Origin of the sequence: Campylobacter concisus UNSWCS (assembly GCF_000466685.1) — a bacterium.
Taxonomy (GTDB): domain Bacteria; phylum Campylobacterota; class Campylobacteria; order Campylobacterales; family Campylobacteraceae; genus Campylobacter_A; species Campylobacter_A concisus_A.
In genome coordinates this window covers 12,620-36,108 of record NZ_ANNG01000005.1, presented here as the reverse complement: position 1 = coordinate 36,108, position 23,489 = coordinate 12,620, and the positions used below count along the sequence as shown (strand labels likewise).

The window sequence follows — 23,489 nt, the reverse complement described above, 5'->3', positions numbered from 1 at the left end:
ATCTATAAATTCAAACAAAATTAGATACAATTTGCACAAACTTAAGGAGCTAAAAATGGCAGATAAAGCTTTAGAAACAGTCTTTTTAAATGGTGAGTTTTTGCCAAAAGATGAGGCAAAAGTTAGTGCATTTGATAGAGGATTTATATTTGGCGATGGGATTTATGAAGTGGTGCCTGTGATAAACTCAAAAATGGTTGATAAAGAGGGCTTTTGGGCGAGGTTTGAGAGAAGCTTAAACGAGATAGATATAAGCCTGCCTTATGAAAAAGATAAATTTGAAGCGATCTTAAATGAGATGATCGCCAAAAACGCCTTAAAAGAGGGCGGAATTTACATGCAAGTAACAAGAGGCGTGGCGTTTAGAAATTTCTATTTTATGGAAAATTTAACCCCAAGCGTCTTTATCTTTTGCTACGAGAGTGAAATTTTAAACAACCCAGCTGCAAAAACTGGCATAAAAGTGGTAAGTGTCGAGGACATCAGGTGGAAAAGGCGCGATATCAAATCGATCTCGCTTCTAGCTCAGTGCTACGCTAAAAATGAGGCTCACAAAAAGGGCGCAGACGAGGGCTTTATGGTCGAAAACGGCTTTGTCACAGAGGGCTGTAGCTCGAGCGCTTTTATCATCAAGGATAAAACCCTCATCACCAAGCCACTTTCAAATGAAATTTTACCAGGGATCCGCCGTATGAGACTTTTAAGGATCGCTAAAGATATCGGCCTAAAGATAGAGGAGCGTAAATTTAGCATGGACGAGGTTTACGCGGCTGATGAAGTCTTTATCTCGGCTGCTACGCTCATACTTTTACCAGTCATCTATGCTGACGGCAAGGCGATAAATGGCGCAAAAGTTGGCGAAATCTCAAGCAAACTTCGTGAAATTTATGCTAGCGAGCTTTTAAAAGAAGCCAGGCTTTGAGAGAAAAGGTCCTAATAAGCGCTTGTCTGGCTGGCATAAACTGCAAATTTAACGGCGAAAACAACCTTTTGGATAGAGACGTTTTAGATGAAATTTCAAAGAGATATCATCTGCTTTTTGTCTGTCCAGAGGTCTTTGGCGGACTTAGCACGCCAAGAGAGCCAGCTGAGATGAAAGATGGCATAGTTGTCACAAAAACCGCTAAAGATGTGAGTGAAAATTTTAAATTTGGGGCTGAAATTTGCCTAAAGATAGCTAAGCTAAATGGCTGCAAAAAGGCTATTTTAAAAGCTAGAAGTCCAAGCTGCGGGAGTGGGCAAATTTATGATGGAAGCTTTAGTAAAAAGCTAATCTTTGGCGACGGCGTAGCGGCAAAACTACTAAAAGAAAATGGTATTTTAGTCTTTAGCGAAGATGAGATAGGGCGGCTTGATGTTTGAGAGGCTAAAAGAGAACATCTTGCTCGAGGTCGTCTTTAAATACATCATCTTGCTGCTACTTTTTGCCTGCGTGGTGGGACTTTTTGCAAGCGGCGTGCTCTTTTTAAAGGGAGAGATGAGCGAAAATTCGCTAAATTTGCACATTTTCTTTGGCTTTAGTTTGGTTGTCCTCACCATAATCCACAGCTACGTCAAGAAGAAAAAACTAAAAAAGCTAAGCCTTGAGTTTAAAAATATCTTAAAGCATAAGCCAGTTCAGATGGACTGCAACACAACAAGGTTTTTAAACGCACTAAATGATGTCAAAGTGAGCGAGCTTTCAAAGAAATTTGGCTCAGACATTGCAGAAATTTTAAGATCAAACGATATAAAGGTCAAGGATCAAAACGAGACGATGAAGCAAATTTGCAAAAACAACGATGAAAAGATGTTTTATATCTTTGTTTTGATCGTCGAAGCTATATTTAAGGATAAGGAAGAAATTTGAAAAAAGGTATATTTTTAGCACTTAGTGTTGCTTTGTTTTTGGGTTGTTCGCAGACAACAAAGCCAGAGCCAAACAAGCAGCAAAATGCCCTGCCAGACGAAAATGTCTATAAGCCAAATGAGCGCATCAGCTTGCTTGAATTTGAAGTAAAACAAGACGCCTCGTCGCTACCTCAAAATATGCAAAGTGCGAGTTTTGCTCAAGATGAAATTTTAAAAAGAAGGTTTAAAGTTTTTACTTTAAGAGGCGTGAAATTTAACCCAAATGACGCTTTTTGGGCGTTTAATGTATATAAACCAAGCGAGAAAAGAAAGTATTTTGGCTCAAATTTTAGGCAGATACCTCAAAGCTGGTTTGATGCACAAAAGGACAATGCAAATTTCGCTGGCTTTTTGCAAATTTCAGCTTACGCTCTAACTTCAGCAAACACAGCTGTAAGAAATTTCCCAACCGACGAGCCTATATTTTTAAATCCGCAAACTCCAGGTGAGGGCTATCCGTTTGACTATCTGCAAGAATCAACCCTAAGCATCGCTCATCCGCTCTTTGTATCTCACCTCTCAAAAGATAGGGCGTGGGCGTTTGTGAGTGATGATGCGGTTTGGGGCTGGGTGAAGGTTGAAGATATTAAATTTATAAGCGATGAAGAGGCGTTTGCCTATCAAAAATCAAGCTTTGTAACGATAAAAACCGACAAGATGCCAGTTTATGACAAGGGCGGAAACTTCTTGTTTTACTCACGTGTCGGCGCGATACTGCCAGTTTTGGCGCAAGATGACAAAAACTACTACGGCAAAATTTATGTAAGAAATATGCTTAGGGAGTTTGTCCTCCCAAAGTCTTTTAGCGCCCTTTTTCCACTTAAATTTAACGACTCAAATTTAAAAACACTTCTTAGCTCACTTCTTACTCAGCCTTATGGCTGGGGCGGGGTGGATAAGCTAAGAGACTGCTCGCTTTTTACAAAAGACTTGCTAGCAAGCTTTGGCGTGTGGTTGCCAAGAAATTCAAGGGCGCAGGCAAATATGGGAGAAAAGATCAATCTAAAAGGCCTTAGCAACGCTGCAAAGAGCAAAGAGATAAAAGAAAAAGGCGTGCCATATCTCACGCTCGTGCATCTACCAGGTCACATCATGCTCTATGCTGGATACAAGGGCGATGATATCTACGTCGTGCATGATGCTTGGGGGCTAAAGACTGCAAATAATGGCAGAGCGCTAATCGGAGCGACTGCGATAACTACGCTAAATATCGGACAAAACAGAAGCGACATACAAAGTGCAAATTTGCTAATCTCTAAGGTTGATTCTATAAATGTGATGAGGCCTGAGCAAGGGATGCTAGATAAGGCTAGAAAGATGTCGGCATTGCAAAGAGCTTATGGCGTGAAGATCGAAGAAAATTTGGTTAAATTTAGTGATGGCACGAGTTTAGTCTATGATGATTTTAAACAAAAAGATGAAGAGTGCAGCACTGGCGCTGACATAGAAGATATGAACGCGCTTGATTACGCTGCGTTTTCGCCGCTTAGCGCGGCCCTAAGTGATGCTGGCAGGTGCAGAAACTACGAGCTTCTAGGCAAAATTTATGGCTCAAGCGAGAGCGCGGTAAAAGCAAATTTGGTTGATATCATCTGGCTAAAGGATTTTTTAAATTTGCCTTTAAAATTTAACTCTAAAAATGGCGCCGCAGCTGCCTTGCAGGATGTGAGCAACGAGCTAAACGAGATGGTAAAGAGCGATCCAAATTTACTTGAATATCTAAAAGATCCAGGCGGGACATTTAAGTGGCGCATCATCGCTGGCACAAACCGCCTAAGCGCGCACAGCTACGGCATCGCGATCGATATAAATGTAAAAAAGAGCCACTACTGGCAGTGGAGCAAGGGCTATGAGAACTTGATCCCTGAAAAGATCGTGCGAGTATTTGAAAAGCATAAATTTATCTGGGGCGGACGCTGGAAGCACTTTGATACGATGCATTTTGAGTATCGCCCAGAGATGTTTGAGTAGATGAAAGATCAAATTTTAGAAATTTTATCTCGCTCAAACGTCTTTTTAACCGGCGGTGGCGGTGTTGGCAAGAGCTATCTAACCGCCTCCATCATCAGACACTACAAAGAAAATTTTAAAAATGTCGTCATCCTTGGCTCAACTGGCATAAGCGCTGTTAGCCTTGGGGGCGTGAGCTTGCATAGTTTTTTTAAATTTGGCTACTGCAAGGACTACGAGGAGCTAAGACGGCTTGACTACCGCCAAAAAGATAAGCTAAGCAAACTACGAAATATGCTAGATGCTTGCGATCTGCTTGTAATTGATGAAATTTCGATGGTTAGCTCAAATGTCATGGAGATGATAAGATACCGCTTGCTTACTTCTAAATTTAAAGGCAGAGTGCTTATAGTGGGCGACTTTTATCAGTTGCCACCCGTGCAAAAAGAGCAAAATGAGAGCAAACTTTTTAACTTTTTATACGCCTTTAACTCCAGTGCGTGGGAGGATATGAAATTTACAAATGTTGAGCTGCTCGTCTCAAAACGCACAAATGATCTTAAATTTTATGAAATTCTCTCTCGTCTTAGAGTTGGTGAGCTAGATGATGAGATGATGGCTTATATCGAGAGCTTGCGAGTGGATGCTATCGAGCCAGATAGTGAGACTAGCGTGCTTTTTGGCAGAAACGCTGAGGCTGAGATGCTAAATCAAAAAAGACTTCTTGCGCTTAACGCACCACTTGAAATTTCAAACTCGGACGTGCTTGTTATGGATGAAAATTTAGACAAAAAAGAGTTTGAAAAGTGGGCAAATACGCTAAATATCTCACGAAATTTGGAGATGAAGATAGGCGCAAAAATCATCTTTACTTCAAATAAATGGGGCGAGTACTATAACGGCGAGCAAGGCAAGATCATGCAAATTTTAAAAGAAAATGGCGCCATATCAAGCGTGATCGTGCAAAAAGATAGTGGTGAGATATGCGAGATAGAAAAGTGTGCTTATAACTTTTGCGCGCTAAATTTAAACGAAGACGAGATCGAGGAGAACGTGCAGGCTTCGCTTTATCAGTTTCCATTTAAGCTTGCCTATGCGCTAACTATCCACAAGTCTCAAGGCATGAGTATAAATTCGCTCATTTGCAACATCAACCACATCTTTGCCAAAGGACAGCTCTACGTCGCACTTTCTCGCGCGGTAAATCCTAAAAATTTAAAACTTTTTTATGATAAGAAAAGTGATTTTAGGCAGCATTTAAGAAAAGTGGTTAAAATTGACGACGAAGTTAAGAAATTTTACCAAGAAAACGTATTTTTGCATATTAAGGAGAGTTTATGAAAAAGCTATTTTTAAGCCTTGTTTTTGGCGTTTTTGCATTTGCAGACGTGCTAAAAGTGAGTGACTTTCAAACAGATATCTACTCAAAAGCTGGACAAAATTTAACAAAAAAGATAAGCATGAATCTTGAAGTTGTCGGACGTGATGTGGAGGAGAATGAAGCCTACGTGCTTGATGCGCTAAACGTCGTGGTTGGCAGCTTTTACGTGGAGGACATTCTAACCTCAATGGGAAAAGAGAAATTTAAAGAGCTCTTTATGAAATACGCAGCCAAAAAGCACTCGCTTGATATCGATGACGTGCTTATTTTAAACATCAAAGTTATAAATAATCTAGAGCTAAGCGAGATCATAAAAGCGATAAAAAGCCAAAATTTATGCTCTGATCCAAGCGTAAATGAAGATGTGATGACAAAGCCAGAAAAAAAGAAAAAAGGCAATGAGATCATCGTCGCACCTGATCCAAATGACGTGGTGCAAAAGCCGATCGATCTAAATAATGTGCAAGAATTTGGAAAAGACTTCGGAGAGAAGTGAGTAAATTTGGCTAAAAGCTAGCCAAATTTATTGATTTACGATGTCGTAACCTTGTGGGATGACTGGAGTTAGCGTCTCTTTTGGGATGAGTGCGTCTTTTACAGGGTTGCTTAGAGTGATTTTTATCTTATTTGAGAGCTTGTCTTTATAATCAATCGTCGTTGGAAGCGTGTTTTTGATCGTTATAAAGTACTCAACTCCGTCATATATCGCCTTATAAAGTGTCGGCTGAATTTGCTCTGCGTGAGCTAAGACCTGCGTCAAATTTGGCGTGTCATCTAGCCTTGAGATGATGGCTTGCTCAAGCTCATCTTCGATCACGACCACCTTGTCTTTGTCAAAGTAAATTCTCTTTGGCGTTGGACTTTCATATATCCAAAGTGCGGTGTTGTCGCTTTTAGCGTAAAATCTACCCTTATAATTTACACTCTTGCCTTCGCTAAAGACAGTTTGAGTAAAGTCACTTTGCAGGCTTTTAAAATTTAAGCCAGCGCCAAATGAGCAAACTGCGACAAGAGATGCAACTAAAAATTTTCTCATTTTTTATCCTTTTTTGGCGTATTCTAGCCCAGTTTAATTAAATAAATAGTTAAACTATGCTAAGATCCAAAGTTTAAAAATTTAGGAAGGTAAAGTAATGATTTCATCGGTATTTAGAAAGATTTTTGGCACGAAAAACGATAGAGAAGTCAAAAAATACATAAAACGTGTGGCGCAGATAAACGCGCTAGAGCCTACTTATGAGAAGATGAGCGACGATGAGCTTAAGATCAAATTTAACGAGCTAAAAGCCCAAGTCGTCGAAGAGAAAGTCGCTTTAGATCAAATTTTAAATGATGTCTTTGCGTTAGTTAGAGAGGCCAGCAAAAGAGTGCTTAAGATGCGCCATTTTGACGTGCAGCTAATAGGTGGCATGGTGCTAAACGAGGGTAGGATCGCCGAGATGAAGACAGGCGAGGGTAAGACCTTGGTTGCGACTTTGCCAGTTATCTTAAACGCGATGAGTGGCAAGGGCGTGCATGTAGTAACAGTAAATGACTACCTTGCAAAGCGTGATGCGACGCAAATGGGCGAGCTTTATAACTTTTTGGGCTTAAGCGTCGATGTGATACTAAGTGGCGGATATGACGATGAAGTAAGACAAGCTGCATATAACGCCGATATAACATACGGCACAAACTCAGAATTTGGCTTTGACTATCTGCGTGATAATATGAAATTTGAAGCTGGTCAAAAGGTGCAAAGAGGCCATAACTTCGTTATCGTTGATGAGGTCGATAGTATCTTGATAGATGAGGCTAGAACACCGCTTATAATCTCTGGTCCAACAAACCGCACGCTTGATGGTTACATAAGAGCCGATCAAGTCGCAAAACAGCTTACCAGAGGCACTCCAGCTGATCCAAACGTGCCAGGCTCAAAGCCAACGGGGGACTTTATAGTAGATGAAAAAAATAGAACGATAATGATCACAGAGGCTGGCATAAGCAAGGCTGAAAAGCTATTTGGGGTTGAAAATTTATACAACCTTGAAAATGCCGTGCTAAGCCACCACCTAGATCAAGCTCTAAAGGCACACAATCTCTTTGAAAAAGACGTTCATTACGTCGTAAAAGATGGCGAAGTCGTCATCGTTGATGAATTTACAGGACGGCTAAGTGAGGGCAGACGCTTTAGCGAGGGACTTCACCAAGCACTTGAGGCAAAAGAGGGCGTGAAAATCCAAGAAGAGAGTCAAACTCTTGCCGATACAACATATCAAAACTATTTTAGGATGTATAAAAAGCTTGCAGGTATGACTGGTACAGCTCAGACAGAGGCTACTGAGTTTTCTCAAATTTATAATCTTGAAGTTATCTCGATCCCAACAAATGTGCCAGTTAAGAGGATCGATCAAAACGACCTTATCTACAAAACTCAAAACGAGAAATTTAAAGCGGTCATCGACGAAGTTAAAAAAGCTCACGAAAAGGGTCAGCCAGTGCTTGTGGGAACTGCAAGTATCGAGCGTAGTGAGGTGCTTCACGAGATGCTTAAAAAAGCTGGCATCCCACACTCTGTGCTAAATGCTAAAAACCACGAAAAAGAGGCTGAGATCATCGCGCAAGCTGGTGTAAAAGGCGCTGTGACTATCGCTACAAACATGGCTGGACGTGGTGTTGATATCAGGATAAACGACGAGGTGAGAGACCTCGGCGGTCTATATATCATCGGCACCGAAAGGCACGAAAGTAGAAGGATAGATAATCAGCTCCGTGGCCGTGCTGGACGTCAGGGCGATCCTGGTATGAGTAGATTTTATCTAAGCTTAGAGGATAATCTTTTAAGGATTTTTGGTAGCGACCGCATAAAAGCGATCATGGATAGGCTTGGTATCGACGAGGGCGAAAGCATCGAGAGCCGCATGGTGACAAGAGCTGTTGAAAATGCTCAAAAGAAAGTCGAGAGCTTGCACTTTGAGGCTAGAAAGCACTTGCTTGAGTATGACGACGTGGCAAATGAGCAAAGAAAGACTATCTATAAATACCGCGATGAACTACTTGATAAAAACTACGATATGAGCGAAAAGATAGCTCAAAATAGAGTTGAATACGCTACAAATTTACTTGATACGGCTGAAATTTTCCATGGCGGCTTGAAAGATGACTATGACATTAAAAATTTATGCTCTATCATCCTTGCAGACTGCGGCGAAGAGATCGACGAGAGTGAGCTAAAAGGGCTAGAGTATAATGAACTAGTAGAAAAAATAGCGCAAATTTTAGAGGTTAAATATAACGAAAAGATGAGCGTGCTAAATGAAGAGCAAAGAAAAGATATAGAGAAAATTTTATACCTTCAAGTGCTTGATAATGCGTGGAGAGAGCACCTCTATCAGATGGATATCCTAAAAACTGGTATAGGTCTAAGAGGATATAATCAAAAAGATCCGCTAGTTGAGTATAAAAAAGAGAGCTACAACCTCTTTATGGAGCTAGTTGGCAGGCTAAAAACTGAGAGCGTGAAGACGCTTCAAATCGTTAGATTTAAGAGCCGCGAGGAGCAAGAAGAGCAAGCTAGGATGATGCTAGAAGCTAGTCAAAATGCTGAAAATGAGCCTCTAAACTACAACAACCAAGGCGAAGATGAAAATTTCACGCCAGAAAAAAAGATACCAAGAAACGCTCCATGCCCTTGCGGAAGCGGTAAAAAATATAAAGATTGCCACGGCAAAAGTGGCCCTAAAAAAGGCATATTTGCTTAAAATTTCTACTTTTAAGGCGCCAAAGCGCCTTAATCTTTTAAAGGCTATTTGATGACAAGCTTACCAAAGTACCTACTTTTTAAATATTTAAGATTTGATAAAACTCAGCCATTTATCGCTCTAAGCGCCTTGCTCGCCTTTCTTGGTGTTAGCATCGGACTTATGGTTTTAATAGTTGCCATGGCTATCATGAACGGATTTGATAAAGAATTTGAGCGCAAACTTTTTACGATGAACTATCCTATAACCGTTCAAAGTGCCTTTAAAGGATCGATCGATGATGGCTTTGTAGATGAGCTAAAGGCTAAATTTAGCGACCTTAAATTTAGTCCATATATCAGCACGCAGGTCATCTACCGCTCGGCAAATGCGCTTGAAGGCGGGCTAATTTATGGCGTAAATTTTAAAGATGAAAAGCAGATAAACTCGGTCGTAAATGAAGCTTTAAAAGACAAAGAGCTAGAGGGCTTTGAGATACTTGTGGGAAGCGGCATAACGAGTGAGTTTAGGCTAAGAAACGATGAAAAACTAACGCTTATCTTTACAAAGGCCGATCCAGCCGGTTTTTCGCTAACACCAAAGATGAAGCGCTTTGACATAGGCGGCTCATTTACATCTGGGCTCATCGCCTACGACAAGGCGTTTTCATATACTTCAGTTGATGCATTAAGGAAAATTTTGGACTATCCAAAGGGTGTTTATGATGGAATTCACATCTTTTCAAGTAAGCCATTTGATGATATAAAAAGGGTGCGTGAAGGCCTTCCAGCAGGCACGGTTGCCATTGGCTGGTGGGAGCAAAATGGCAACTTTTTCTCAGCGCTCGCACTTGAAAAAAGAGCGCTTTTTATCGTTTTGATGCTTATTATCCTTGTGGCGTCGCTAAATATCATAAGCTCACTGCTAATGACTGTGATGAACCGCAGGCAGGAGATCGCCTTGCTTTTAGCACTTGGAGCTAGCAAAGGCGAGATAAAAAGAAGCTTCTTTTATCAAGGGCTAGTTATCGGCGGAGGTGGCATTATATTTGGCTTAGTGCTTGGCTTTTTGGGGCTATTTTTACTTGGAAATTTCAACATCATAGACCTACCAGCTGATGTCTATGGCTCAAGCAAACTACCGCTTGAACTCTCAACCATCGATCTTGTGCTTATCGTGGTTGGCGCTGTGTTTATCGTGGCTATCTCGTCTTACTATCCAGCCAAAAAAGCCACAGAGGTAAATGTCCTTCAAACTTTAAGAAATGAGTAAAAGCCTGGCACAGCTAGGCTTTAAATTTGATTTTTAAAAGCATATTATTTTCTAATATGCTTTTTCTAATTTGCAATAAATTCTATTTTTTATCTTTTAATAGCTCATCAATTTTTAATTCTTTGCCATTTATATCTAAATGATACTGCGGCTAGACAAATTTTTAGCTTCTTTTTTTCTTATATAATCAACAATATTGCTAATAGTTTTATCAATTTATTTAAACGAACTTAACAAAAAAACGTGTTTTAAGAAGCTAAATTTACTACGCTCTTACGTCGTGGTCGATCTTACACTGAAGGGCTTCGTGAACAAGGGTTTTTGCCATGACGCGCTCTTCGCTTATAAGGTGGAAATTTGCACCTAGCTCGCCAAAGATATCTTTGTTGCCCTCGCCATTTGCTTTGATGATCGTTTGGATATTTGCTCCGTAGTCTTTGATCTTTTGCGCGATTAGCTCAACTCTTTGCTCGTTATTTACAGTTATGATGACAGCGGCTGCATCGTCTAAGCAAGCGTTTTCAAGAGTGTTACTTTGAAGCACGTTACCTAAAAATACATTTTCCCCGCGGCTCCTGCCAAGCTCAACTAGGCTGATGTCGTTATCAAGCACGATGTATAAAAGCTTTGTCTCTTTTAGCCTTAAAACCACCTCTTGACCAAGCCTATCATAGCCAAAGACCACGATGTGATTTTTTAGTTTTTGTGGCTTTAAGGTCTCGTTTGACTCAACTACCACCTCACGCTCTACAAGATCAGCTAAAACGTCAAGCTTTTTAAGTATAAAAGGTGTTGCAAACATCGATATAACAGAGGCTGCGATGAAAATTTGAGCTGTTTGGACATCTAGTAAATTTCTAGTAGTCATCAGCCCAAAGACAGCCAGTGCAAATTCGCCGATCTGGCAGACGCTAAGTGCGGTCTTAGCAGCGACCCTGCGTTTTAAGTAGATATTTAAAACGGCAAAAACGACGATGGCTTTTACGACCATTATGCTAAAGACTAGCCCTAAAACTAGCCAGATATTTGAAAGCACGACTACAAAATTTATCTGCATGCCAACGGTTATAAAAAATAGTCCAAGAAGCAGATCTCTAAAAGGTATGAGATCGACCTCGATCTGGTGCTTATACTGCGTCTCTGCCATCATCATACCAGCTAAGAACGCACCAAGTGAGTATGAAAAGCCAAAGAAGTGAGCTAGCGTGCTAGAGCCAACGACCAAAAAGAGGATCGTTGCGATAAAGACCTCTTGAGAGTTTGTCTGAACTACTTTGTAAAATATCCAGTTGATGACGTATTTGCCGAGCAAAAATAGCACAACGATAAGGATAACCGCACTCGTAAATGTCTTTAGCAAAAGCTCATTTATCGAGGCATCTTGCGAGCTAAACATATCTATCATAAGCAAAATAGGGATGACGGCGATATCTTGAAATAGCAAAATTCCAAGTGCCTTTCTACCATAAATTTTACTCACATCGCCGTTGTCATTTATCGTTTTTAGCACGATCGCAGTTGAAGATAGAGCAAAGGCAAGACCTGCGATAAGTGCTGTCTCGTCCTTTAGATGAAGCGCGTAGTAAAGCATCACGCCCATCACAAAGCCGCTTAAACAAACTTGCAGACCGCCATTTAGAAAGACCTCTTTTTTCATGCTCATCAGGTGCTTAAAGCTAAACTCAAGTCCGATCGTAAACATCAAAAATGCGATACCAAATTCCGCTATATGAGAAATTTCATCGTTGCTTTTTAGGTTGAAAAATTCTGATATAAGCGTGCCGGTTACGATGTAGCCGATGATGGTTGGTATCTGAAATTTCTTAAAAATGACATTTAACGCGACTGAGATCGCAGCGACAAGCAAGAAGCCTTCTAAAATTTGTTCCATATATTATTTTTTGCCTTCGTAAAATACAAGATCAAAGCTACTTTTTCTCTTCACTAGCGATCTTTTGGTGCTTGTTTGACTGGTAGCTTCGTGTAATTTTTTATTTAAATCATCAATAGTTGCTTCTAAATCGTCAATTTTCTCTTTTAGCTGAAGTATCACATCAACACCTGCTAAATTTACGCCAAGTTCGCGGGTCAAATTTAGTATGGTTTTTACACGATCAACGTCTTTTTGCGAGTAGAGCCTCATCTTGCCATCTGTTCTTGAGGGTTCAACTAGTCCCTCTCTTTCGTATTGTCTTAAAGTTTGTGGATGTATGCTTAAAACCTTTGCTACAACGCTTATTAAAAAAAGTGGTTCTTCGTAATTTTGCATTTTTTACTCCGGTAATTTTTCTTTTAACTCTTTTACTAAGCCCTCGTCAAGCTCACTAATGTTTGGAAGTTTTACCCTAGCTTTTAAGTAAAGATCGCCATAAATTCCACTCTTTCTGTTTTGCACACCGTATCCTTTCAAGCGGATCTTTGTGCCTGTTTTTGAGTTCTCAGCGATTTTGATAGTTACATCTTTTTTATATGTATGCACATTTATCTTGCCGCCAAAGAGCATAGTTTTTAGTGGAATTTCTACATCTTTATAAAGATCATCTCCGACTCTTTCATACTCGTCGCTTGGCTCAACGCTAATGGCAAGTATAAGATCGCCAGTTTGACCGCCAGCACTCTTGCCTTTGCCTTTTATGCGAAGTTTTTCGCCACCTTCTATGCCGCTTGGGATCTTTATCTTGATACTTTCGCCATTAAAATTTATCTTATGTTCGCCGCCAGTTACAGCTACGTCAAATGGTATAGAAATTTTGGCATTTACGTCTAGATCAGCTCCGCCAAAGCCAAACCCAGCTCCGCCAAAGCCAAATCCACCTCCGCCAAAGCCTTCAAATCCTTCAAAACCTCCACCAAATCCACCTGAGAAAATATTTTTCACGATATCGTTTAGATCGCCCATATCGGCCGAGCCTCTGGCAAAGTCGTGGAAATTTTGACCGCCAAACATATTATCGCCGTATTGATCATACTGGGCACGTTTTTTCTCGTCACTTAAAATTTCATAAGCAGCGTTTATCTCTTTAAATTTATCCTCTGCTCCAGGGTCTTTGTTGATGTCTGGGTGGTACTTTCTAGCAAGTTTTCTATAGGCTTTTTTTATCTCGTCGCTTGATGCGCCTTTTGAAACTCCTAAAGTTTCATATAAGCTTTCGCTCATATATTCTCCTTATGTTTTTTGACACGGATTATATCACAAAACTTTAGTCTATGCAAGTCAAGTTTATTTTTATTTACAAAGGAGAAAAAAGCGTTAAGATTTTATTTTTAAGCTCTATTTATAATTTCAAGACATTTTCAATTTAAAGGAAAAAAATGAAAAAATTTATGCTAATTTCATTAGCAGCGGCTTCTTTGCTAATGGGAGCTGATATTAAATTTAATGAAGCAAACCAAGATGTAACTAGAGTTTCGCCGTTAAGTGATAAAAATAGTGTCCTATCATACTATGGCTCTATCGCTCAGGCAAAACTTTCAGTTGTAAATATCTCAACTACAAAAACAGTAAGCAACGCTGGCATCGAACAGATGTTTAATGACCCGTTTTTTAATGAATTTTTTGGATTTAACTTTGCAAAACCAAAAGAGAAAGAAAAGACAACCTCTCTTGGCTCTGGCGTCATCATTTCAAATGACGGCTACATCGTTACAAACAACCACGTCATCGAAGATAGCGACCAGATCGTTGTGACCTTGGCAAAGGGCGGCAAGGAGTATAAAGCAAAGTTAATAGGCAGCGATCCAAAGACTGATCTAGCCGTTATAAAGATAGAGGCAAATGGGCTAAATGCTATCACATTTGCTGACTCATCAAAGCTGCTTGACGCAGATGTCGTCTTTGCCATAGGCAATCCATTTGGCGTAGGCGAGAGCATCACTCAAGGCATCGTCTCAGGGCTAAATAAAGATGATATCGGACTTAATCAATATGAAAATTTCATCCAAACAGACGCCTCTATAAACCCTGGCAACTCAGGTGGTGCTTTGGTTGATAGCAGGGGCTATTTAGTCGGTATAAACTCAGCCATACTTTCAAAAAGTGGTGGCAACAACGGCATAGGCTTTGCCATACCATCAAATATGGTAAAAGATATCGCTAAAAAGCTAATAACTGACGGCAAGATTGAACGTGGATTTATCGGCGTAACGATAGCAAATTTAACTGATGAGCAAAAAGAGCTCTACACAAATAAAGAGGGTGCGCTAATAAGCGGCGTAGAGCAGGGCATGCCAGCAGATGAAGCAGGGCTAAAAAGAGGCGACTTGGTTATTTCAGCAAATGGTAAAGCTATCAAAAACGCAAATGATCTTAAAAATTTCATCGGCTCACTAACTCCAAATAGCAGCGTTGATATAACTTACGAGCGATCAAATAAAATTATGAATACAAAAATCAAGCTTGTAAATATGGATCACAACGCAAAAGATGCGACAAAAAGCGTCATCATCGATGGTCTTAGCGTTAGTAATCTAAGCGATGAGATAAGATTTAAATATAAGATCAGTCCAGACACTCAAGGCGTGCTTGTAACTGACGTAAAATCTGGCTCAAAAGCTGAAGACTTTGGCTTTGAAAGAGGCGACGTGATCGTTCAAGTTGGCGAAGAGAGCATAAAAGATATTCAAACATTTGCAAGCACAGTTAAAAACGCAAAAGGCAAAAAGACGCTAGTGTGGATAAACCGCGGTGGCATCATGCAAGGCCTTGTTATAAAATAACTACTTAAGAGCTGAAATTTCAGCTCTTAACTCTTTTAAATTTTTAAAACCTTTATCTGCTATAATCCTTAAAAATAAATTTACATCAGGAAAGATCATGACTAGAATTTTAATGATAGAAGATGATATGGAGCTTGCTGAAATTTTGACTGAATACCTAGAAAACTACGACATAAAAGTAACGACGGCTGAGGAGCCATATATCGGACTATCTACTTTAAATACAAGTGAATTTGACCTAGTTATCCTTGATCTTACGCTCCCTGGCATGGACGGACTAGAGGTGTGCAAAGAGATAAGAAAAAAACACAACATCCCTATAATCATCTCAAGCGCAAGGCACGATATAACAGACAAAGTAAATGCCCTAGATAACGGCGCGGATGATTATCTGCCAAAGCCTTATGACCCACAAGAGCTTCTTGCTCGCATAAAAAGCCATCTAAGAAGGCAGAGCATAGCTCCAGCTAATGAGGCAAGAAATTTAAACAAAGACTTGGTTTTAAAAGAATTTGAGCGGGAAATTTTATTTAAAGGCAGCGTGCTAAATTTAACCGCAGCGGAGTATGACATCTTAAAATATCTGCTTCAAAAAGAGGGTGGGGCGGTCACTAGAGAGGAGCTCATCTACAACTGCGAGAGCATAAATGAAGATAGCTCAAACAAAAGTATCGACGTCATCATCGGCAGAATTCGCCAAAAACTAAATGAAAATCCAAAAGAGCCAAAATACATCCACGCGATCCGCGGCATCGGATATAAGTTGGTCCTTTGATGCCAAGATCTTCTATATTTATCACGATAACGTTTATCTTTGGGCTCGCGCTCGTTTCGATATTTCTAGCATTTTTGTGGCTCATGGGCTTTGATAAACAAAACTACACAAGAGAGCTAAACAACAAATACTCAAACGTCGCTAGGACAAATTTACTATATATGGGCGGCATCATAAATAAAGCTCAGTACGACCGCCAGCTCTCAAACATCGACATGCCAGAGATCACAGCTAAAAATGAAAAAGAAGAAATTTTAAAAAATGCAGCCGTTTTAGAAGAAATTTCAAGTGATCTAGGATCAAGTGCGATCTTGCTTTATGATAAGCATCACTACCTAAAGATCGAGCATTTAGACGAGCTAAAGCTTTTGATGGATAAAGAATTTCAGCCTTATAGATACGAGGTAATTAAGGCTGTATTTGCCGTAGTTGCAGTCATTTTGCTAGCTGCTTATATCTTTGTTATCTATAAGATAAAGCCGCTTAGAAAGCTAAAGCGTCAGATCGTAAAATTTGCAAATGGCGAGCTTGACGGCGTGCAAAATGTCGGTAATGGCAAGGATGAAATTTCTGAAGTTTCAGAGGCATTTTATGAGGCTGTTTGTCAGATCAAAACACTAAATGACTCAAGGCATCTTTTCTTAAGAAATATCATGCACGAGCTAAAAACGCCTATCACAAAAGGGCTGATCGCTGCTCAAATGATAGAAAAAAGTAAAAATCAAGAGAGGCTCATCTCTGTCTTTCACAAACTTGAAAATTTGATAAACGAGCTTGCAGCGATCGAGCAGATCACTTCAAAGATAGGACTTACCAATAAAACGCCTTGCCTTATGAGAGATCTCATCGATGAGGCTATCGATATAGCGATGGTTGAAAAGGAGCATGTTGGCATTAGCGAGCTTGATGAGGTTAGGGTGATGGTTGATTTTAAGCTATTTTCTGTCGCTATAAAAAATATGATAGATAATGGCATAAAGTATTCAACCGATAAGCACGTAAATATCATGGTTAGCAAGGATCATATGAAATTTATAACCCAAGGCGAGAAGCTAAAAAATGACCTTGACTTTTACATCCAGCCATTTATCAAAGGCGAGGATGCGCAAAAGAGCTTTGGTCTAGGTTTATATATAGTTAGCAACATCCTTGAGGCTCACGGACTAAAATTTGGCTACGAATACAAAAACGGAATGAATGTCTTTATTTTTGAAAATTTACAAGATATAATAGCGGCGTAAAATCAAAACCGCAAAAAAAGGAGTGTAAAAATGGCGGCAAAAATCTTCTCGGCAGTTGATATTTTATCAATAATCGATCTTGAGATAGCTTTCATAAAGCGATACAAAAACGTAAAGGACTATGCGAAAAATTTATCTTTGATATATTTTTCTTTGCCAAATAGTAAAGAATATGGCGAAATTTTTGAAAAAATCCTAAGACAAACAGACGTTGTCATAAGAGAAAACGAACACTACGTAGTCGTGCTTCACGGCACAAACGAAAGAGGCGCTAGCGAGCTACTAACTGGCATACAAGAGTTTTTAAACGCTGAGCCGATCGATCTAGTAGTTACCTATCCAAAAGATGGAAAAGACGCAAAAGAGCTTGCTATAAAACTTCAAGATGAGATAAAAGACAACTACGGCGTCTTGCTTGAGATGCTTGTAAATCAAGATAAATTTGAAGTTTTTGAAAGTATAATTTAATATAATTTTGTGGAGTTTATTTGGAGAATTTACTACTATTTTTTGCAGTTTTGCTTATAACTAGCATTCTTTTAAGTAAGATCTCTGATAAATTTGGAATTCCATCTTTAATAATATTTTTAGGCGTTGGCATGCTAGCTGGCTCAGATGGCTTGCTGGGCGTAAATTTTGATGATCAAATGATCGCTCAAAATGTCGGCATGCTAGCACTTATTTTTATACTTTATGCTGGTGGGCTAGATACTGATTTTGCAGCGATTAAACCTATCTTTGGTAGAGGTTTAGCGCTTGCTACACTTGGTGTTTTCTTAACCGCGCTAGCTATCGCTCCAGTAGCAAAATATCTGCTTGATTTTACCTGGGCGGAAGCCTTTTTGCTAGGCTCCATTATCTCTTCAACAGACGCAGCAGCGGTATTTGCCATACTAAGAGCCAAGAAAATTTCACTTAAAAATAGCATTGCACCATTGCTTGAGTTGGAATCTGGCTCAAACGATCCAATGGCGATATTTTTAACTATGACGATCATTCAGATGATCTCGCTAAATAGCACGCCAACAGCGACTGAGTGGGCGATCACGCTGGTTAAGCAGTTTGGCATCGGCATAAGCATGGGCTATCTTTTTGGCGTGGCGCTACCAGCTATTTTCAACAGACTTAGCCTAAAGAGCTGGGGACTTTATCCAGTTTTTTCTATCGCTTGGATCTTACTTTTATACACGATTTGTTTCAAGATCGGTGGAAACGGCTATTTGGCTGTTTATATAGCGGGAATTTTTATAAATAAAAAAGAGTTTTCACATAAGAAAAATTTGATCGGCTTTCACGACGGTATCGCTTGGATGATGCAGATAGTGGTCTTTTTGACGCTTGGCCTTTTGGTAAATCCCTCACAACTTCCTGCAACTGCGCTGTTGGCGCTTATTTTGGCATTATGGCTCATGCTCGTTGCTAGGCCGCTTGGTGTTTTTGCCTCGCTTGCCTTTTCTAAATTTAAGATAAATGAGCAAATTTTCATCTCATGGGTTGGGCTAAGAGGCGTCGTGCCTATCGTGCTTGCGACCTATGTTTATGTAGATGGTATTCCAGACTCGGGTATGATTTTTAACATTATATTTTTCATGGTTTTGATCTCTATTTTGATGCAGGGTATGTCGATCGGCTTTGCGGCTGATAAATTTAAGGTCAAAGAGAGCGAGCAGGCGCCAGCTGAAGTCATCGTAAACTCACCGATCCTTACCTACACGCTTCACCAGCACACCATACACTACGGCTCAAAGCTAGTTGGCAAAAACTTAGCTCAGCTTGAGCTACCAAGTGAGTTTTTGATCCTGCTTGTAAAGCGTAAAAACGAGTATCTAAAACCAACTGGCTCAACAATCTTTGAAGAAAATGACCTATTACTGATACAATGCGAAAATCAAGTGCTTTATCAAGATACGATTAAGTATTTAACGTATTAAATTTAAGTTTTGTCATCGTTTGATGCTGAATTTTGATTTTATAAATTTATAACGCACGATAAATTTTTAAAAATAAAACTGCATGCGATAGCACCATTGTGTCGCATGCGTTTTAAAAGCCCCAATAAATTTTAGATACGCTCGCTCATAAATTTTAAAATTTAATAAAAACTTTTAAAGGTCAAATTTAAATTTCTAGCTATTTATGCTTTGCTTCATGTTCTAAGAGCCAAATTTTAGTTGGCAGGCCTTCGCCGCCTGAGTAGCCACCAAGGCCGCTGTGAGAGAGTACTCTGTGGCAGGGGATGATGATAGGCACGGGGTTTTTGGCATTTGCAGATCCCGCCGCGCGGTAAGCGTTCTTGTGACCAGCGGCAAGTGCAAGAGCTGCGTATGTGGTCGTCTCGCCGTATGGTACTTTTTGCAAATTTTCATAAATTTTGGCTCTAAATTTGGTCGTTTTTACATCAAGTCTAACGCTAAATTTTTTAAGCTCTCCCTTAAAATAAGCCTCTAGTTCATCTAAACAAAGCTTTAAATTTTCATCTTTTACCGCAACTTTTTCAAATTTATCTACAAAATTTATCTCACAAATTCCATTTTCGCTAGTAACGATCTCTAAAATTCCAATGGGCGATTTTAGGTAGGCTTTTGACACATTTGCTCCTTGAAATTTGAAATTTTGGGCAAATTTTACTTTAGATTGTTTTGCTTTTTGATAAAATGCAAGCAAAATCAGCGATTTTGGACTAAAACTGGCAAAATCACAAAGGAAATTTATGAGCTTTTTTACCGACTACGAAAAACACGTGAGTGAGCGAGAAAAAGAGGGCGTGCCACCGCTTGCGCTAAATGCCAAGCAAACAAGCGAAATTTGCGAGCTAATGAGACTTGCTGGCAACTCTAGTGGCGATGAAAAGGCGCAAAACGAGCTAAAATTTCTTATAAATTTGCTCACAAATCGCGTAAATCCAGGTGTTGATGACGCGGCAAAGATAAAGGCAGAATTTCTTGGCGAGGTGATAGATGGGCTTAAGATAGACGGCCTTGATGCGGTTCGTGCCATTAAAATTTTAGGCAAGATGCTTGGCGGATACAACGTAGAAATTTTGGTGCGAGCGCTAAAAAATAGCGACGAAACTATCGCGCAAGCTGCGTCAAATGAGCTAAAAAATATCATTTTGGTGCATGAGCATTTTGACGAGATCGCAAATCTAGCAAATAGCAATAAATTTGCAAAAGAGGTGCTTGCTTCTTGGGCAAACGCGGAGTGGTTTATGCATAAAAAGCCGCTTGATGAGTGCATAAAGGCGGTAGTTTTTAAGGTGCCTGGTGAGACAAATACAGATGATCTAAGCCCTGCAAGCGAGGCCTATACAAGGGCTGACATACCGCTTCACGCAAAGGTGATGCTGGTTAAAAAGATGCCTGAGGGCTTAGAAGTCCTAAAAGAGCTAAAAAGCCTTGGCAAGAGCGTGGCATATGTTGGCGACGTGGTCGGCACTGGCAGCAGCAGAAAGAGCGGTATAAACTCTATACAGTGGCACCTTGGCGATGAGATAGAGGGCGTGCCAAACAAAAAAACTGGCGGCATCGTGATCGGCACGACCATAGCTCCGATATTTTTTAACACCGCCGAAGATAGCGGCGCACTGCCGATAGTTGCAAACGTAAATGAGCTAGAAATGGGCGATGAGATAGAAATTTGGCCATTTAAAGGCGAAATTTATAAGCTCGCAGGCGCCCAAAAAAAGCTCGTGGCAAACTTTAAACTAAGTCCAAATACCCTAAGCGACGAGATAAGAGCAGGCGGCAGGATACCTTTGATGATAGGTAGGCAAGTGACCAAAAAGGTTAGAGAGGCCTTGGGGCTTGGCGAGGAGCAAATTTTCATAAAGCCAGATCAGCCAAAAGAGCTAGGCGGTGGCTATACGCTCGCTCAAAAGATGGTCGGCAAGGCTTGCGGCAAGGCTGGTGTGAGAGCTGGGGCCTACGTGGAGCCTGAAATTTTGACCGTTGGCTCGCAAGACACCACTGGGCCCATGACTAGAGATGAGATAAAAGAGCTTGCTAGCCTTAGTTTTGGGGCGGATTTTGTCTTGCAAAGCTTTTGCCACACGGCTGCTTATCCAAAGCCAAGCGACCTTGTGATGCATGAGAGCCTACCTAAATTTATAAATTTGCGTGGCGGCGTGAGCCTAAAACCAGGTGACGGCGTCATCCACTCGTGGCTAAACCGCATGGTCTTGCCTGACACGGTGGGCACGGGCGGCGATAGTCACACGAGATTTCCTATTGGCATTAGCTTTCCAGCAGGCAGTGGCCTAGTGGCGTTTGCAGCGGTGCTTGGTATGATGCCACTAAATATGCCAGAGTCAGTTTTGATCAAATTTAAAGGCGAGCTAAAAGAGGGCGTGACACTTCGTGATCTTGTCAATGCGATACCTTATTTTGCTATCAAAAAAGGGCTTTTAAGCGTTGAAAAGAAAAATAAAAAGAACATTTTTGCAGGCAAAATTTTAGAGATAGAAGGGCTAGAGAGCCTAAAAGTGGAGCAGGCATTTGAGCTAAGCGATGCTTCGGCTGAGCGCTCGGCGGCAGCTTGTGTGGTAAATTTAAGCGAGGCTAGCGTCGCGGAGTACGTTCGCTCAAACGTTGCGCTAATTGAAGCTATGATAAAAGCAGGATATGAGAGCCACGAAACGCTTGCTAGGCGAAAAGAGAAGATGCAAAAATGGCTAGAAAATCCAACTCTTTTAAGAGCCGACAAGGACGCAAGATATGCTGAAATTTTAGAGATTGATTTATCCAAGATAGATGAGCCGATTTTGGCTTGTCCAAACGACCCAGACGACGTGGCGACGCTAAGTGAAATTTTAGCCGATAACAAAAGAGCGCACAACATCGACGAGGTCTTTGTGGGTAGCTGTATGACAAATATCGGCCATTACAGGGCGCTTGCTAGAATTTTAGAGCGTGAGAGCAAGCTTACAACTAGGCTTTGGATCGCGCCGCCAACAAAGATGGACAAAAAAACGCTTGAAGATGAGGGCGTTTATGAGATATTTAAGAGGCTGGAGGCTAGGACAGAGGTGCCAGGCTGCTCGCTTTGCATGGGTAATCAAGCAAGAGTGAACGACAATGCCGTTGTTTTTTCGACATCGACAAGAAATTTTGACAACAGAATGGGCATGGGCGCAAAGGTCTATCTAGGAAGTGCCGAGCTAGCCGCTGTATGCGCGCTGCTAGGGCGTTTGCCAAGTGTTAGTGAGTATAAAAAGATAGTAAGAGATAGTCTTAGTTTAAACAAAGATCAAATTTATAAATACCTAAATTTTAATGAAATAAGCGAGTTTAGTATATAAATTTGTTACAATATCGCGAAATTTTAAGGAGCTTTGATGAGAAAGATAGTTTTCCCCTTCTTTTTTAGCGTTTGTCTTTTTGCAAATTTGCATGCACTAGAGTGCGAGGACCTTGCTAAAAAAGAGAGCTTTAAAACTACTCCAAAAGAGCTTGCTTACGTGAATGAGGGGCTATTTTATTGCGATGGCTCGCTTTTAAATTTAAAAGAGGTAAAAGAGCTTTTTGATGCGAGCGTGGCAGTTAGAAGTGAGTCTCAAAGTTGCGTTGGAGAGGGCGTTTATAGAGAAAATTTAAATAAATTTAGATGGATCTTGCTAAGAGCTTCATTTGTCCCTGAAATCTATCAAAAAGAGCTTGCAAAGCCAGAGGCTGCTGAGGCTCAAAAAGACGCTCAAATGGAGTATTTTAGATACTGGGCAAATGAGAGCTTGTTTAACTTTTTAAAATATAAAAAATTTAGCGAAGCTTATAAAAACGCTCAAACTCCGCTAGTTAAATTTTACGAGGCTTTGGGCGTTGATAGTGCAAGTGCCGCTTACTACGCAACTAGCGTGATAAATGAGTTTTTAAGCTTTAGTGTCGGCAAAAAGGTAAATAAGGCTAAGGCTCTAACTTCTGAGCAAAAGATGATGGCTCAAAAGCTAAGCCAAGATGAGCTTGCAAATTTGCTCTACTCAAAAAATTTTAGTACCGCTGAGCTTACAAATTTACTTGATATCGCACTGCTAAATGACAAAAGTGGTGACATGATAGAAGAGATCATAAGGCGCGGGGCGGATCTAAATTTAGGCGATGAGACGCCGCTCTTTTTTGCTCTTAAAAATTTAGAAAATGTAAAAATTTTGCTTAAAAATAGAGCCGATGTAAATCATAAAAATTTCTTTGGCAAAAGTGCGCTTTTTTACGCTGTGCAGTTTGAAGATGCGCCTCTTTGTGAGTTTTTGCTAAAGAGTGGGGCAAAAGCGAACGAGAGCTACATAGATGAAAATACTAAGATGAATATGATAAATTTTGGCCAAGCGCAGGTTGAAGATACGTGCGGCCTAGAGCATACAAACAGAAGCGTTTTCATGCACGCAGCAGCTCATGCAACGCCTGAAATTTTAAAGCTTTTGATAGATAGCGGCGCTGATATAAACGCGACTGATGATGCTGGGTTTAACGCGCTTGACTATGCCATGAAAGAACAAAACGAAAAGACGATCAAATTTTTAGAAAATTTGGGTTTAAGACCAAATTTCAATTAGG

At 40.4% G+C, this 23,489-nt stretch carries 19 protein-coding genes and 2 pseudogenes; 16 read left to right on the top strand and 5 right to left on the bottom strand.

Translation table 11 applies throughout. The features are described 5' to 3' along the window. The first annotated feature begins 55 nt into the window (after positions 1–55). The 6 genes from UNSWCS_RS00985 to UNSWCS_RS00960 are packed head-to-tail and all read left to right on the top strand — an operon-like array spanning position 56 to position 5,717. Positions 56–922 (top strand): D-amino acid aminotransferase, encoded by an 867-nt coding sequence (locus UNSWCS_RS00985; protein WP_021086931.1) that lies wholly within the window; start codon positions 56–58, stop codon positions 920–922. After that, entirely contained in the window at positions 919–1,362 is a 444-nt protein-coding gene (locus tag UNSWCS_RS00980; RefSeq protein WP_021086941.1) for a DUF523 domain-containing protein, read from the top strand. Before UNSWCS_RS00985 ends, UNSWCS_RS00980 begins: the two co-directional genes overlap by 4 nt. After that, positions 1,355–1,849, top strand: a complete 495-nt coding sequence (locus UNSWCS_RS00975; protein ID WP_021086922.1) for a hypothetical protein — start codon at positions 1,355–1,357, stop codon at positions 1,847–1,849. The genes UNSWCS_RS00980 and UNSWCS_RS00975 overlap by 8 nt, the downstream gene beginning before the upstream one ends. Beyond that, entirely contained in the window at positions 1,846–3,861 is a 2,016-nt protein-coding gene (locus UNSWCS_RS00970) for an SH3 domain-containing protein (RefSeq protein WP_021086970.1), read from the top strand. The genes UNSWCS_RS00975 and UNSWCS_RS00970 overlap by 4 nt, the downstream gene beginning before the upstream one ends. Then, the gene (locus UNSWCS_RS00965) at positions 3,862–5,181 is read left to right on the top strand and encodes an ATP-dependent DNA helicase (protein WP_021086981.1); all 1,320 of its coding nucleotides are present in this window, start codon (positions 3,862–3,864) and stop codon (positions 5,179–5,181) included. Continuing rightward, a complete protein-coding gene (locus tag UNSWCS_RS00960; RefSeq protein ID WP_009293697.1) occupies positions 5,178–5,717 on the top strand; it encodes a hypothetical protein in 540 nt (179 codons plus the stop codon). The genes UNSWCS_RS00965 and UNSWCS_RS00960 overlap by 4 nt, the downstream gene beginning before the upstream one ends. A 27-nt stretch (positions 5,718–5,744) precedes the next feature. Here the strand turns inward: UNSWCS_RS00960 and lolA are convergent, their stop codons facing one another. Then, the gene (gene lolA / locus UNSWCS_RS00955) at positions 5,745–6,257 is read right to left on the bottom strand and encodes a LolA-like outer membrane lipoprotein chaperone (protein WP_012001621.1); all 513 of its coding nucleotides are present in this window, start codon (positions 6,255–6,257) and stop codon (positions 5,745–5,747) included. Positions 6,258–6,354: 97 nt separating this feature from the next. On the opposite strand from lolA, the pseudogene secA reads away from it, so the two are divergent. From secA to UNSWCS_RS00945, 3 genes and pseudogenes are all read left to right on the top strand, one after another. Continuing rightward, positions 6,355–8,751, top strand: a pseudogene (secA, locus tag UNSWCS_RS00950) (preprotein translocase subunit SecA); the annotation flags it as partial. A 108-nt stretch (positions 8,752–8,859) separates the two neighbouring features. Then, positions 8,860–8,961: pseudogene (locus UNSWCS_RS12715) on the top strand (SEC-C metal-binding domain-containing protein); the annotation flags it as partial. Positions 8,962–9,012: 51 nt separating this feature from the next. Beyond that, positions 9,013–10,212 (top strand): ABC transporter permease, encoded by a 1,200-nt coding sequence (locus UNSWCS_RS00945; protein ID WP_002940233.1) that lies wholly within the window; start codon positions 9,013–9,015, stop codon positions 10,210–10,212. 265 nt (positions 10,213–10,477) lie between these two features. Here the strand turns inward: UNSWCS_RS00945 and UNSWCS_RS00940 are convergent, their stop codons facing one another. From UNSWCS_RS00940 to UNSWCS_RS00930, 3 genes are read right to left on the bottom strand one after another with little or no spacing between them, the layout of a single operon-like run. Next, complete coding sequence (locus UNSWCS_RS00940; protein ID WP_021086900.1) at positions 10,478–12,103, bottom strand: cation:proton antiporter; 1,626 nt, start codon at positions 12,101–12,103, stop codon at positions 10,478–10,480. A gap of 3 nt (positions 12,104–12,106) precedes the next feature. Then, positions 12,107–12,481: a heat shock protein transcriptional repressor HspR gene (locus UNSWCS_RS00935; RefSeq protein ID WP_002940240.1), complete on the bottom strand. Its 375-nt coding sequence runs from the start codon at positions 12,479–12,481 to the stop codon at positions 12,107–12,109. 3 nt (positions 12,482–12,484) lie between these two features. After that, positions 12,485–13,369, bottom strand: a complete 885-nt coding sequence (locus UNSWCS_RS00930; protein ID WP_021086968.1) for a DnaJ C-terminal domain-containing protein — start codon at positions 13,367–13,369, stop codon at positions 12,485–12,487. A gap of 155 nt (positions 13,370–13,524) precedes the next feature. Here UNSWCS_RS00930 and UNSWCS_RS00925 point away from each other — a divergent pair, with 155 nt between their 5' ends. From UNSWCS_RS00925 to UNSWCS_RS00905, 5 genes are all read left to right on the top strand, one after another. Further along, complete coding sequence (locus tag UNSWCS_RS00925) at positions 13,525–14,928, top strand: Do family serine endopeptidase (RefSeq protein ID WP_021086953.1); 1,404 nt, start codon at positions 13,525–13,527, stop codon at positions 14,926–14,928. Positions 14,929–15,025: 97 nt separating this feature from the next. Further along, entirely contained in the window at positions 15,026–15,703 is a 678-nt protein-coding gene (locus UNSWCS_RS00920; RefSeq protein ID WP_002940190.1) for a response regulator transcription factor, read from the top strand. Further along, positions 15,703–16,944, top strand: coding sequence for an ArsS family sensor histidine kinase (locus UNSWCS_RS00915; RefSeq protein ID WP_021086920.1), 1,242 nt, complete (start codon positions 15,703–15,705; stop codon positions 16,942–16,944). Before UNSWCS_RS00920 ends, UNSWCS_RS00915 begins: the two co-directional genes overlap by 1 nt. Before the next feature lie 30 nt (positions 16,945–16,974). Next, positions 16,975–17,412 (top strand): pyridoxal-5'-phosphate-dependent protein, encoded by a 438-nt coding sequence (locus UNSWCS_RS00910; protein ID WP_002940300.1) that lies wholly within the window; start codon positions 16,975–16,977, stop codon positions 17,410–17,412. A gap of 20 nt (positions 17,413–17,432) precedes the next feature. After that, positions 17,433–18,875, top strand: coding sequence for a potassium/proton antiporter (locus UNSWCS_RS00905; protein ID WP_035143320.1), 1,443 nt, complete (start codon positions 17,433–17,435; stop codon positions 18,873–18,875). A gap of 199 nt (positions 18,876–19,074) precedes the next feature. On the opposite strand, the gene UNSWCS_RS00900 is transcribed toward UNSWCS_RS00905, so the two are convergent. Next, positions 19,075–19,533 (bottom strand): methylated-DNA--[protein]-cysteine S-methyltransferase, encoded by a 459-nt coding sequence (locus UNSWCS_RS00900; protein ID WP_021086958.1) that lies wholly within the window; start codon positions 19,531–19,533, stop codon positions 19,075–19,077. A 121-nt stretch (positions 19,534–19,654) separates the two neighbouring features. On the opposite strand from UNSWCS_RS00900, the gene UNSWCS_RS00895 reads away from it, so the two are divergent. Continuing rightward, on the top strand, positions 19,655–22,240 hold the full coding sequence (locus tag UNSWCS_RS00895) for a bifunctional aconitate hydratase 2/2-methylisocitrate dehydratase (protein WP_021086909.1): 2,586 nt from the start codon (positions 19,655–19,657) through the stop codon (positions 22,238–22,240). 36 nt (positions 22,241–22,276) lie between these two features. Beyond that, entirely contained in the window at positions 22,277–23,488 is a 1,212-nt protein-coding gene (locus tag UNSWCS_RS00890) for an ankyrin repeat domain-containing protein (RefSeq protein WP_021086923.1), read from the top strand. Position 23,489 lies beyond the last annotated feature (1 nt).